General features: G+C 59.5%; 11 protein-coding genes and 2 pseudogenes. 7 read left to right on the top strand and 6 right to left on the bottom strand.

The annotated features are described in order from the left end of the window. The first annotated feature begins 198 nt into the window (after window positions 1-198). Both NKH60_RS33715 and NKH60_RS33710 read left to right on the top strand, forming a co-directional pair. Window positions 199-1,107: a tyrosine-type recombinase/integrase gene (locus NKH60_RS33715; protein ID WP_352874948.1), complete on the top strand. Its 909-nt coding sequence runs from the start codon at window positions 199-201 to the stop codon at window positions 1,105-1,107. Between the two features lie 3 nt (window positions 1,108-1,110). Next, window positions 1,111-2,304: an IS91 family transposase gene (locus tag NKH60_RS33710; protein WP_352874947.1), complete on the top strand. Its 1,194-nt coding sequence runs from the start codon at window positions 1,111-1,113 to the stop codon at window positions 2,302-2,304. A gap of 460 nt (window positions 2,305-2,764) precedes the next feature. Here the strand turns inward: NKH60_RS33710 and NKH60_RS33705 are convergent, their stop codons facing one another. Next, complete coding sequence (locus tag NKH60_RS33705) at window positions 2,765-3,688, bottom strand: hypothetical protein (protein WP_352874946.1); 924 nt, start codon at window positions 3,686-3,688, stop codon at window positions 2,765-2,767. A gap of 728 nt (window positions 3,689-4,416) precedes the next feature. Between NKH60_RS33705 and NKH60_RS33700 the strand changes: the two genes are divergently transcribed. From NKH60_RS33700 to NKH60_RS33685, 4 genes are all read left to right on the top strand, one after another. Beyond that, window positions 4,417-4,689, top strand: coding sequence for a hypothetical protein (locus NKH60_RS33700; RefSeq protein ID WP_023803258.1), 273 nt, complete (start codon window positions 4,417-4,419; stop codon window positions 4,687-4,689). Between the two features lie 123 nt (window positions 4,690-4,812). Then, entirely contained in the window at window positions 4,813-5,511 is a 699-nt protein-coding gene (locus tag NKH60_RS33695) for a thermonuclease family protein (protein WP_352718578.1), read from the top strand. 263 nt (window positions 5,512-5,774) lie between these two features. Next, window positions 5,775-7,361 carry a hypothetical protein gene (locus NKH60_RS33690; protein WP_352850535.1) on the top strand — a complete coding sequence of 529 codons (1,587 nt, stop codon included), beginning with the start codon at window positions 5,775-5,777 and terminating at the stop codon, window positions 7,359-7,361. Further along, entirely contained in the window at window positions 7,345-8,547 is a 1,203-nt protein-coding gene (locus NKH60_RS33685) for a PAN domain-containing protein (protein ID WP_352850533.1), read from the top strand. Before NKH60_RS33690 ends, NKH60_RS33685 begins: the two co-directional genes overlap by 17 nt. A 176-nt stretch (window positions 8,548-8,723) precedes the next feature. On the opposite strand, the pseudogene NKH60_RS33680 reads toward NKH60_RS33685, so the two are convergent. Together NKH60_RS33680 and NKH60_RS33675 are read right to left on the bottom strand one after the other, a co-directional pair. Next, window positions 8,724-8,927, bottom strand: a pseudogene (locus NKH60_RS33680) (transposase); the annotation flags it as partial. Window positions 8,928-9,290: 363 nt separating this feature from the next. Further along, complete coding sequence (locus tag NKH60_RS33675) at window positions 9,291-9,857, bottom strand: hypothetical protein (protein ID WP_352851081.1); 567 nt, start codon at window positions 9,855-9,857, stop codon at window positions 9,291-9,293. 148 nt (window positions 9,858-10,005) lie between these two features. Here NKH60_RS33675 and NKH60_RS33670 point away from each other — a divergent pair, with 148 nt between their 5' ends. After that, window positions 10,006-10,608: a hypothetical protein gene (locus NKH60_RS33670; protein ID WP_352874945.1), complete on the top strand. Its 603-nt coding sequence runs from the start codon at window positions 10,006-10,008 to the stop codon at window positions 10,606-10,608. 342 nt (window positions 10,609-10,950) lie between these two features. Here NKH60_RS33670 and NKH60_RS35270 read toward each other — a convergent pair. The 3 genes and pseudogenes from NKH60_RS35270 to NKH60_RS33655 form a co-directional block, all read right to left on the bottom strand. After that, window positions 10,951-11,109: pseudogene (locus NKH60_RS35270) on the bottom strand (slr1659 superfamily regulator); the annotation flags it as partial. 50 nt (window positions 11,110-11,159) lie between these two features. Then, window positions 11,160-12,542 (bottom strand): adenylate/guanylate cyclase domain-containing protein, encoded by a 1,383-nt coding sequence (locus tag NKH60_RS33660; RefSeq protein WP_352539225.1) that lies wholly within the window; start codon window positions 12,540-12,542, stop codon window positions 11,160-11,162. 1 nt (window position 12,543) lies between these two features. Further along, a partial coding sequence (locus NKH60_RS33655) for a hypothetical protein (RefSeq protein ID WP_352874944.1) occupies window positions 12,544-12,851 on the bottom strand: 308 nt, incomplete at its 5' end.

Raw genomic sequence — 12,851 nt, 5'->3', positions numbered from 1 at the left:
ATTCGGACGAACGAGAATCGACAGAAAGGACGACGGCCTTGCACTCACCCCCTTGACGGTCGAGCGATTAGACGACCCGCTGCGCGGGAGGGGCGCCTGCGGTTGAGGTAGTGATCAAGAACCGGTCGTCGCGCTTGCGTTGAGCGTCGTCCGGCGGGGGCAGAGCATGACGGGCTTCTTCAACAAGGAGCCTGACCAATGCCCCATCCCGTTCTCGATGCACCCATCAGCCCGCTGCGCCAGCGGCTGATCGACGACATGAACATGCGGCGTTTCTCACGCGAGACGCAGCGCAACTATCTCCGCGACATCGGACGCCTGGCGACATTCCTCGGGCGTTCACCAGACACCGCTACCGCCGACGACCTGCGCCGGTTCCAGATCGAGCAGCAGGAGGACGGCGTTCCCGTGCCAACGATGAACAGCATCGTGTCGGCACTGCGCTTCTTCTTCACCCAAACGCTCGACCGCCCGGACCTGGCGCGCAGGCTTGTCCGGCTGGCGCATCCGCGCAACCTGCCCGTGGTGCTCAGCCGCGACGAGGTGGCCCGGCTGCTCAACGCCACCACGTGTCTCAAGCACCAGGCCGCATTGTCAGTCGCCTATGGCGCGGGCCTGCGTGTCGCCGAGGTGTCGATGCTGAAGGTTGCCGACGTCGACAGCGAGCGCATGCTGCTGCGCGTCGAGCGTGGCAAGGGCGGGCGCTATCGCAACGCCATGCTCTCGGAGGACCTGCTCTTGTTGCTGCGTGAGTGGTGGAAGGTCGGACGTCAGCAGGGCGTGATGCACCGCGACGGCTGGCTGTTCCCCGGACAGCACGCGATGAAGCCGATCAGCACGCGGCAGCTCTATCGCATCGTCGTCGAGGCAGCCCAGGCCGCCGACATCGCCAAGCGGGTCGGGCCGCACACGCTACGCCACAGCTTCGCCACCCACCTGCTGGAGGACGGCACCGACATCCGCATCATCCAGGTCCTGCTCGGGCATGCCAAGCTCAACAACACCGCCCTTTACGCGAAGGTGGCGACCCGGACGGTGCGTGCCGTGACGAGCCCGCTCGACAAGCTCGGGCTGTTCAAGCCGGGAGAGGTCTCGCCCGACATCTGAGCCGTGCGCGCCTCGATCGAGGTCGCCGACATCTTCCGTGCTGCCGGACCCGTTTACCGGGCTGCCCATGCAGGTCACCTGAGCCTCGCCCAGCTCAAGGTCATGTCGGCGATCGAGTATTGCCGCACCGCAGCCCTTGGCGGTCACGTCGAGGCTTGCGAGGACTGCGGCCAATGGCGGATCGCCTACAACTCCTGCCGCAACCGGCACTGCCCGAAGTGCCAGGGCGCGGTGGCACGGACATGGTTGGCCGAGCGCGAGGCCGATCTGCTGCCGGTCGGCTACTTCCATGTCGTGTTCACGCTGCCCGCCGAGGTCGCCGACATCGCGTTCCAGAACAAGGCCCTCGTCTACGACCTGCTGTTCAAGGCGGCAGCGGAGACGATGCTGACGATCGCCGCCGACCCAAGACACCTCGGCGGGCGCATCGGCATCACCGCGGTGCTCCACACCTGGGGATCGGCGATGACGCACCATCCGCACCTGCACATGATCGTGCCGGGCGGCGGCATCGCGCCGGACGGAAGCCGCTGGATATCTTCTCGGTCGGCCTTCCTGCTTCCGGTACGCGTACTCGGCAAGCTGTTCCGACGGCTCTTCCTCACCCGGCTGGTCGCGCTGCACGACGCAGGACGGCTCGCCTTCTTCAGATCGATGGCGCACCTGTCCGCGCGGCAGGCATTCGTGCGGCACCTGTCGCCGGTCAGCAAGAAGCACTGGGTGGTGTACGCCAAGGCGCCGTTCGCCGGGCCGGAGGCGGTGCTCGCCTATGTGTCCCGCTATACCCACCGGGTTGCGATCTCGAACCGCCGGCTGATCGCCTTCGACAAGAGCGGCGTCACATTCCGCTACAAGGACTACCGCCGCGACGGCGCCGATCGGCAGCAGGTCATGACGCTCGCCACCGACGAGTTCATCCGCCGATTCCTGTTCCACATCCTGCCACGTGGCTTCCACCGCATCCGGCACTACGGCCTGCTCGCCGGCTCTGCTCGCAAGACCAGCCTCGCACGCGCCCGCGAACTGCTGAACGTCGCTGCGCCGTCGGAGGACGACAACTCGGTAGAACCGACTGACTTCCGTCCGCCATGCCGGTGCTGCGGCGGAAGCATGATCATCATCGAGACGTTCGAACGGTGGCGACAGCCGCGCGGACCGCCGGACACCACGGCGACGAACCGGGAGAACTCTCCATGACCCGGCATGGCATGCTCCAGCCTTCAGCCGCAGGCACTCAGCCTCCGGCAACGGACCCACGCGTGTCCATGGTGATTATCGACGCCGAACGGGTCGCGTCCGGCCGCGCGACGAGCCGACAATACCGCGTGGCTGAAACGCGAAACGGTCCGTCCGCATCAAACCCGCCGCTTCCCAGCGGCGGTCGCGCCATCGCCGACACCAGCCGCAAATCGAAATCCCCATAACCATCGCCTGTGGCCCGCGGGTTCCTTCCTCGGGGACTTTCGTACGCCTGCCGGCGCCCGAAACTCTTCACGGCAGCGGTCGGTCTGCTTTCAGCATGAAATCGAATTAAACAGCCGTACGGCCAACGACCTTACCCAGTCATTCGAGACGACCGTTATCGCTCCCGTGGTCGGGTGATCCGCCCTCGTCGGGACGCGAGTTTCTGCTTAGTGTTCCCTTGGAAACGGCTTGCCTAGACGACCGGCAGATTCCAGCGGCTGAGTATGTCGTTCAGCGCTTCGATGCACTCTTTGCGTAGCTTTTCGAGATCATGAGCAAGCACAGAATCCGTGAAGTCCAAAAACCCGTGGACTTCTCTGATTTTCTTGTCTTTGCGCCCTTGCTCGAGCTTGCTCCGCAACTGCCGGAGCCTTTTGTCGATGAAGCTAAGACCCTCTCGAGCGTCCTTGTCGTCGAGGTCTCGCCAACCCCCGACGGATTTGCGAATTACGTGGCGGCTCTCGCGATCAAGAAGTTCACCGGTGCGGACGGCGCGTTGCGTGTCAGATATAGCCTGAAGAAACTCTGCAGGGCTCTCGCAATGCAATGGCACCTCGAACGCCGGCCTTGAGAAGGCCAACGCTATCGTGCGAAGGATCAACTCATCGAGGTCAGCTGTGCCGCGAACCTGGATCACATCGTTGTAGTACCAGCGTTGCAATTCGGGAAAGCTGTTTAAATACGCGATGCACTCGTCCCATGACCAGACAATGGCCCGACGATCGAGGTTCGCATTCGCCCATTCGTCATTGAGCTGGTTGACCCAGCCTTGCACTCCCGTGTCCCGCCGCGCGGTGGTGACGAGGATCCAGATTGACAGACTCGGTTGGAACGCAAGTGCCTCCTTCGCAGCGGAGCGGAGAAATTTCCGAGTAATGGGCCCGCCGGGGTAAGGAATCCCATCTTTATCCAAGTCAGAGAGGCGCTTGCACTGAACGCCAATCCAGCCGTACCTCTTCGACCGACCAAACACATCGACGCCATTCTGCGCCTGTCCGGGGCGGCCGTACTGCTGCGCATCGGGAATGCTATAGGCCTCACTCAACATGCCGAGCGCGAGATCTTCAAACTGCTGCCAGTAAAGAGGCGGCTGAATGAATTGTGAAACTGTCGGCACCTTAACCTATCCCCGCCTATGCGAACCCTGCACCCTGTCCCTTTGCTATCTACTATTGAAGGTCGTTACAACACGGAGGGCTCGGTTCAGCGCTACTGGATCGGATAGCGAGCGGCGTTGAACTGCTTGATAGAGCGGTCGGTAGCCGCTCCCTCTGTAGCCAGCTCAAGTCGTTTCCGGATCTCTCCCCGTATTGCGGAGCCTGATCCGTCTCAGCCGGCGGATATGTTTGTGCGCTGGGCAACAGAGGTAAGTTCCTACCTGCCTCGCCTGACGGGGAGACCACAACATGCGGCGAGATAGAGCTTTCCGGCGTCGCGGAAAAAAGCCCGCCGGTTTTGAGCCTGCGGGCAAGTTCTGGAGTAGCTGAGTTCAACCCAGCATCAGTCAACGACCGGCGGAAGGGTTGGTTGCAGTGGATGCCAGCTAGCCGCAGCATGCTGTGAATCGTAGCAAAGTGAAAAACAAAACTCTGGACTTCCAGGTCGGACTCGCCCCAATATTTGTTTGGGGGAATTCACATGAAAATTGGAGCACTCATCGCAAGTGCAGCCCTGTGCGTCAGCGGCTGCTCTACGAGCACTGTCGTGTCGGACAGCGATCTCACGGCAATGAATACCGTTGCGCTATGTCACGTTCTCGCCAGCAGCACGGACGAACAGTATCGTAGTCGGGTAGCGTCCCTTCTAGTGCGCAGGGGCGCAACAGCAGAGAAGTGCACCAGGCTTGTGCAAACCGACAATGCTGTCGCGACGGGCATAGCGGTCGCGGCTGTCGGCGGCGCAGCTGTGGGTGTCGCTGCCAACAACGGCTATGGAGGCGGAACATATTACCGGCCACCGCCACCACAAACCTATGGCGTCGCGTGGGACCAATTCTATGGCCAGAACTACAGCGTTATCTGGCGCTGCCGCGACCGGTCCACCGGGCGGTTCGTTGACGATTACTATTGCGCCGGCCTGCCCATGGTCGACAGCGCATGGCCGGGCTGGTCGGCGTAGCGGATGAGCAGGCCATACCGCAAATATCGATCCAATCGGTGGCAGAGACCCACCGGTGCCAAGCTGTGGCGGCGCCAACTTGCGAGCGTGCCGGCAATGCTCGGTCTTACGGCAGCGGCGGCAGTGGCCGCCTTCCTGGCGCCGTCGAGCGCGCAACGTAGCAACGATGCATCAAAGGCCAGCCCACGAAGGGTGGCGCCCGCTTCGCTTACCGGTGTCGCTTCCGTCATTGACGGCGATACGATCGAAATCCACGGCCAGCGCGTCCGCTTCAACGGCATCGACGCGCCAGAGAGCCGGCAGCTGTGCCGCGATGCGAATGGCGCCGAGTATCCTTGCGGCCGGCGATCGGCCGAAGCGCTGGACACTTTCCTAGCCGCGTCGAGGCCGCTCGAATGTACATTCGTGACGTGGGACCGCTACCACCGCTTTGTCGGCGATTGTCGGCGCGCCGACGGCGCGGGCGTGGCCGCCTGGATGGTCGAGCACGGCCAGGCGCTGGATTGGCCTCACTACAGCCAGGGCGCTTATGCGGGGCAGCAGGCGCAAGCCCAAGCCTCAAAGATCGGCCTGTGGGCCGGGACGTTTCAGGCACCCTGGGAATGGCGCGCTGCGCACGCCGACGGCGCGGCGCCGTCGAGTCGCCCGCTGGGCATCATCAGCCGTAAGCTGGTCGCGCAGAGCGGCTATTCTTGCGAGCCGCGGAGAACGTGCAAGCAGATCGGTTCCTGCGACGACGCCAACTGGTACCTGCAAAACTGCTCATGGGGCGGAAAACTCGATCGCGACAAGGATGGGATCCCCTGCGAAACACTCTGCTAGCTGAAATGTAACGGAGTAAGCGCGCTACGGCCTGTTCGGCTTTCCGCTTACACCGATCCAACGAAGACCATGCATGGGCGGCGCGGTCTGCTAGCCCCATTTTTTGACGAGGTATTCTATATCTGAAGGGCAGAAAAAGTTGTTGCGACAATAGAGAGAAGACGCCTTAACTAAGACTTTCAAAATCGTTAACATAGTTATTTTTCAGTGTATGCTGACAGGCGATCAAGGCGTGATGTTGCCCTGTCGGGGGGGCGAGTAAAATGCAGACTGTGATGAGTCAAAAGCTGGCAAGCTATGGCCAGTGGACCTACCGTGGTGCCTGGGCCCTAGAGATTGCGGCCGCAGCGATTGGTCTTACGACAGGTGTAGCATTAGGCGTACAAGCGTTTTCTGCAAGCGAGTCTGTCACTGCAATGGACTTGACGCTCGCCAGTGCACCCTTTCTCATGGTGGCAATCGCGGAGCTCACCAAGATACCGATAGCTACACTGCTTTTCAGCGCGTCTTGGCTCTGGAAGCCCATAATCTTGGTCTTCCTCCTGATTCTTGCAGGCATCACTTTCGAAACTGTCTTTATGGGGATGGAGAGGGCAGGCGCATTGCGTCAGCTGCGTTATGAGGAGCTCGTAAACAAGATTGATGCCCTTGAGCAGGAAGCGACAAAGCTCGCCTCTGCTGACGAACTTGGTCGAAGAGCCGATCAGGTCGATCAAGCCCGTTCCGAAATTGAGCAGCTGACCTCTCTTGCGGAAAAATCGCGTGCGACCTTTCAGTCGCAAATTGCCGAGGCCAATGCGGAATTGGAGGGAACGACAGCCCTTACTCCAGAGGCCTCGCGTGTTCGCGATCAAGTGGATGAGAAAAACGCGGTTCGATCGGCGCTGATTCAACAGCGTGATCGCGAAGTTAAAGACGCTGTCGATCAGTTTGAGCGCCAACGCGACAGCTTTGTTGAACGTATTAAGATGGCGCGCGATTCAGGCGACAGCGACTCGGCACGCAGGCTAGAATCGGAAGTGGCTAAACTTGCCAACCCCCGCACGAAAATTATCACCAAGTTCGACACTCGGATTGAGCCGCTCGATCAAGAGATTGCTGCGCTGCGCGAAAATTTCGATCGTTTGCGGGCAAATAGCCCTCCTATGACTACTGACCAGAGGCAGAAGCTTGTCGATAGGCGTTCGTCTCTGGAGCAAACGCGCGATAGTGATGCCGCGGCTTGGCAGCGTCGATTGGATGAAGCGGGCAAACGGCTCGCAGATGCCCAGGCGGCAGAAGCCAACAAGGCAAACACCTCGGCGCAAAACCAGGTCAGACAGGACCAGATTGCCAAAGCCCTCAGCGCCTTGGCCAAGGAGCGGATCCCAATGGCGCGAACAGATCAGGTCCGCCGTATTGCCTCCCGCTGGTACGGCAGCAAACCTGAACTGGTGACTGAGGCACAGGCCGGAATAATCTCTGTGATTTGGTTCGGCTCGCTCGCGCTCATCGCCGCGCTCGCGGGACCAATTACGGCAATGGTCGCTCTAGCGCTCCAGCGCATTGCCGCCCGAGAAGAGGACAATTCAGAGAGCAAGACTTCCAGGCTGCTCCGCAGAATGCTTCTGAGTTGGCGTTGGCGCCGAATTCGAACGATTAAGGTACCAGTTGAAGTTATGGTCGAGAAAGAGGTTGAGAAGCGGGTTGAGGTGCCTGTGGAAAAGGTGGTCAAAGAGATCCTCTATGTTCCGCTCTTCACCGATGATCCCGAAGTCCTTCGCAAGGCCCTCGACCAGGATTTGCCGCCTGAGGTTTCAGACCTCGTGACGGTATCAATGAAGGGTCGCAAAAGTGCTCGTCCGGCATAACACCACCCTGCTTGAGCAAGCCGTCGATCTCGCCGTCAAAAGGTCAGCGATTCCAACCTTGCAGGCTCAAGCCGCGGCCCAAGAGAAGACAGCCCGAGCGACCGCCTTTCGCCGAATGGCGACTGGCGGAGCCATTGCAGTGGCGGCGGTCGGGATTGGGCTAGGCATCAATCTTGGTCTATGGGACAAAACCTTGCCGGAGCCGGCGGCTTTGCCGACCATAGAGCAGCCAAGCGATCTCACCTCCCCAAAAGACGAGCCGCCTATTCCTGTTCCAACTCCAAAGCCAACTCAGGAGCAGGCGCCCCAGGCTGACGTCCCTACCAAGCCTGACGTAGTGACCGTCGACTTCAACAAGTTCGCCACCAAGAACGTCGAGTTCCAAGGCACCACTTGGGAGTTAATCACAGGTCACCACTTCAAGGATGAGAACGACGAAAACTGGGACCGAGCGTGGTGTTACTCTCGGCGGAGTGTGAACGGCGTAGACGTAAATGTATCATTGGCAGCTCGTTCTGCCCCGACAGCGCCACCAGCCGGGCCTGGCGCTGCTGCTCAGACGCTTCAGTTGGTCGGCCTTAATGATTCATCCGCCGTCGATCTTGCAACAAGATGCGCGTGGCTGGATGGTCGCACATTTGCGTCTTCAGACATCATTCCTGACCCGTCACGAGAGCAGGCCGCAACTGTCCCCGCAGAAACTCCTGCGACAGAGGTCGATCCAGATAGTGGATTTGTTGTCGTGTCCGGGTGGGACGCGATCGGAAACGACCTGCCGGATATGCCAATTAGGAACGTGAGTTCTGAGCAGTGTCAAACCGCCTGCGATACCGACTTCAGGTGTCTAGCGATTACTTATAACACAAAATTTCGAGCTTGTTTCATGAAAGGGGACGCATCGCTACTGGTCAAAAGCGAAGAGTCGATCATGGCCGCAAAGAAAGTGGTCGAGAGCAATTTGCGCTACTCGAATTTGGTGTTCGCCACAAAAACGGAAATTTCTGGCAATGCCTATTGGACCTCTCCGCTCCGATATCCCGACTGCATACTGCAATGTGCAAACGACAAATCCTGCTTAGGGTTCAATTTCCGCAAAAAAGAAAGTGCGTGTGTCCTTTTCAACAGCATAACCCAATCCGCTGATAACGCAGCGGTCGCATCTGGCATCAAGAGCGTCGCCAACTAAAGTTGAAGCAAAGCATCTATCCTCAAGGAGCGATTGAAGCCAAGCCACTTATCAAAGAAAGTGGCTAGAAAAGTTGTGTGCGTCAAGTTCTGCAAAATGGCGTGGCATTGCGTTGACGTCGGCGTGTCCGCCGCGCAGCCCCCGTGTTTAGCGGAGCGGCGGACACATGACGGTGCTCAGGCGGCCAGGGCCCTCAGGCTCTCCTTCTTGTGCTCGCGCAGATGATCCATGTTGAGGTAGCGGGTCGCCTCGAGCCAGTTCTCGTGGATCTCCACCGCCAATGCCCGAACCAGCCGCAGACAGCTCCGCGGGTTGGGGAAGATGCGAACGACCAGGGTGCGCCGCTTGATCTCCTGGTTCAGCCGCTCCAGCATGTTCGTAACCGGTATGATCATGACGGTGCCATCCGATCCCCGCTGGAGATGAGCGATTTTCGGCGTATGGTGCGACCATCCGGGACAGGGGCACCGGGAGCACGCCAAGTGCGGGCAGGCCGATGTATTCGATGAGCTGCGAGCTCGCGTTAGTAGCTGGCCGCCCCTGCGACACTCCTCAATCACTATCTGACGGAAATGTCGAAAATTGCTTCGCCTCCCTCCAGCTGTCGCGCCAGGCCGAACGGGTCGCTGCTGCCGCGCCATCGGTGCTGGCAGCGACAAGCAGGGCTCAGCCGACAAAGACCAGGCGCGCCCGAAGCTCGTCGCCGATCGCAACGGCGACCGTCTTCAGCTGAACCTGGACCGTCATCCCAACCTCTCTGCCAGCAAGTTGGCGGCCAGATTGGCCTCGCGCTGATTGCCAAGACGCACGGCGTCAACGAGCGCGAGATAGGCGTAGAGACGCTCGTCCTTCTCGGCAGCGTCCGGCACGCTTTTGAAGAGCGGTTCGACCGACTGGCCCATTTCCTGACCGCGAGCATAAGGCCAGACGCTGATGAGGCTGCCGGCGCTTTGCAGGGAATTGCGAAGAACAGGTGCCGCAAAGGCCGTAGGTAGACCGCGTTGCATTGTGCCCGGCTTTGCAGGAAAGACGAATTTCAGGCCATGAACGATGAATTCGCGCAGCTGTCGCCGGTTCGGCTTGGGTCGACCGGTCTTCCTGTCCTTGATCGCGATACCAGATGCGAGACTGCGCTTGATTGAGGCGCTGACTTCGGTCTTGCTGATCCCAAGCGCCGCCTCAAGGCCGCGGACGGAATAAGGATCCTCTCCCCCCACGAGCCCTTGCCGCGCCGGCTGATGACCGATATTTTGCTCGTCGTCCTCCAAGCTCACCAACTTGAGCAGAACGACAACATCCTGGCTCTTCATCATAGTAATCGCTTCTGTCCTTTGTCCTCGGACAGAGGACACTAAACCATGTGACATGCCGCACTGTCAACGCCGCGCGCCGGTGGAGAAATTGGCCCTTGATTTTTTGGAGCTCTGAGCTTCTGAAAGGTCCTGCACGAGGCGCGTCATGCCCACCGATAGCCAGTACATTTTCGAAAGTATCAAGCAGGGGTGCGTGATGCTTTCCGATGACGAGTTCGTCATAGACAGGTTGGTGAAGTATTTCGGCAATGGCAGGACCCGCTGGCACGTCGAATTCCGTGAGCATCGCATCGAGCTGTCGACCGGCCAGCTCAAGAAGCAGCCTGCCTTCCGCAGGAAGATACTCGAACAGGCTGGCGTGCTGCCGCCCCGGCGTGCCGGGGCCAGTTACAGGCGATGGGCACTCAATCTGAGGAAGAATGCCATCGAGCTTCCCTGGCGAGACAGGCCGGTCGACGCCGATTTCGCCATCGACAGGCTCACCAGCCACGGAGATGGGCGCTGGACGGTTGAATACCAGGGCAAGTCAATCAAGTTCACGTCAATCAAACTGCGCAGGCAAGTCAGTTTTCGCAAACGCATGCTGCCCAAGGCCAAGGTGCTGCCGCCCGAGTTGGCACCGTCCGCTTATCGAAAGTGGATGGACTGGCTCATTCACAACGCCTCCGAGGCTGCGCCGCTAGCCGGCGAGGCCTCGATGCCAGAGAAAAGCTGGCTTGACGATCTGCCAGAGCTAGCCGGCTGGTAAAATGAAGCACCGCCCCAAGCGACCAGCTAGCCTGAATATCTCAAAGTGAGGGGTGCATCGGACCCCGTCCTTGGATCTGATGACTCTTTGTTGCAAAAGCAGTTTCTCAGATTCTCGGGGCCGATGCACCCCTCACTTTGAGATATTCAGGCTAATACTTATCTTGGCGTACATATCTCGCTCGGTGCGGCGCACTTGCGCCTTGCACCGTCCGACTGGCATGTGCCATCCGGATTGCCGCTAGCTCACGCAGTCCGGGGCCTGGTCAGTCCAGAGCGGGATGCAGCTTCTTCGCTTCTTCGCTTCTTCGCTTCTTCGCTTCTTCGCTTCTTCGCTTCTTCGCTTCTTCAGGTTCGACATTGATTTTCGATTTTTCGATTGCCAGGGTATGTCGGGCGTTCCACGCACGACGAGTCGAACATCGGGATGCTTGCGCACCTCGATGGCAAATTTCGCCAGCAGGTTGATGCCGGAAGAGTTGAGAAAGTGAAGGTCCCTCAGAGAGGGGCGACATGGGACCGCGACGGAAAAACTGAAATATTGGACCGTTTTCACTCGAGCCCGATCCACACAAAGCCGTCCTGCTTTCGGCAGGGATATACGATCAGCTTTGCGCGGTTTTTCGAAATGTCACCCAAATATTCAAGGCCCGCCCTGGTACCATCGTGCTCCAACTTCGCCCACTCCCTGATTTCGCCGGTAAGCAGGTCGAAACAACTCTGATGCCAGCGGCAGACCAGGCCAAGATCTGCGGTGATCGTGCTCTCCATGTGTGGGAGCTTCAGCTTTTCGGCCTGAGCGGAACTTCGGCGCTCGTAGAGCGGCAGATGAAGATGCGGGCAGGCATTGTTGAAGGCGCAATAGCTATCGGATCCGCGAACGACGACGATGTCGTAATCTTCAAAATCGAGAATCCGGCGTTCGTGGGGCTGAAGCTCGTCTTCGGCGAAAGCGCGAATCCACCTCCTGCCGCCCTGACGGATGGTTTCGCGAGGCCGTCTGGCATTCAGCTCGGCGTCAATTTCGGGCTTCAGCCTGACGATTTCGAACAGGCTTGTGCGCTCGCCGGTACCGCGAAGGCGTACCCTGACGAAGTCGCCGATTTCCACCTTGTCGGCGATCTGGTCGCGGAGGGCCTCGGATATCAGCAATCGCGTACCGGCATCTTTATTGGCGGCCTCGACCCGGCTGGCCAGATTTACAATGTCGCCGATGGCCGTGAGACGTTTGTGTCCAGCAAAACCCAATGTGCCGATGACGGCTTCGCCATAGTTGAGGCCGATGCGAATATCGAAATCGATGCCATACATCGAGGCAAAGAACGGCTTCAGACGATCAACTGTGGCGAGGGTCTGAAGTGCGGCGTTCACGGCGCGGAGCGGAGCGTCGGGCTGGTCGTCGATGCCGAATATTGCCATGAGGCCATCGCCGATCAGTTTGTCGATGAAACCGCCATTCTGCTCGATGATGTCGCCGACCTGGGCGAAGTAACGATTGAGCAGATACATCACGTCGTAGGGGGAAAGCCGCTCCGACAGCGCTGTGAAATCTACAATGTCGCTGAAGAAGACCGCAACATGCCTTGCTTCGCCGCAACGCGTCGCGGCAGAAGCGCCAAGCTGGCTGGTGATCATCATGTCGGTTTCGTCTAGCACCAGGCGTCGGACGCGAAGCTCGCCTTCCGGTCTGAGCTGACAGGCCAGCCGAACCTCATCGGCCAATCTCAACCGGTTCGCCATCAGGGTTTCGTCCGGATTCCGGTCCGGGCAAGCCTCAATGCCGTCGAGAACCCAAACGCGGCATGTCGAGCATTTCGCCCTGCCGCCGCATGCGTGGGCAAATGGCACGCCCGATCTGAGAGCCGCCTCAAGCAAGGTCTCATCTGCGGCCACGTCGAAACCCACTCTGTCGGGTAAAGCGGTTACTTTGGTCATATCACCGAACACAGGTCCGTCGCGTTAACTGGCTTGCCAGTGTAGCACCAATCGGCTCAGGCAATAGAATCATGCAAAATTCGAGCACCGACGAAGCCGAAATGGTTTCGTTGCGGGGACCGGACCATAAGACCGCTTGCATCGGCAGCGACCGCTTGCTGAGCGGACAACGAGGGTTCATCACGGCGCGGATCGTGTTGGTGTCCTCGCAGAGCAGAATCGGGCTTAGGTCGTGTGGACTCTTGGGATTCCCAAGGCTGAGCAAATCAGATTCAAGGCTGTCTTTTGGAGGCAGCCATGGGTGTTCTC

Source organism: Mesorhizobium sp. M1006, from assembly GCF_040318825.1.
Taxonomy (GTDB): domain Bacteria; phylum Pseudomonadota; class Alphaproteobacteria; order Rhizobiales; family Rhizobiaceae; genus Mesorhizobium.
The sequence above is the reverse complement of the archived record's forward strand: the minus strand, read 5'-3'. Positions and strand labels throughout refer to the sequence as shown.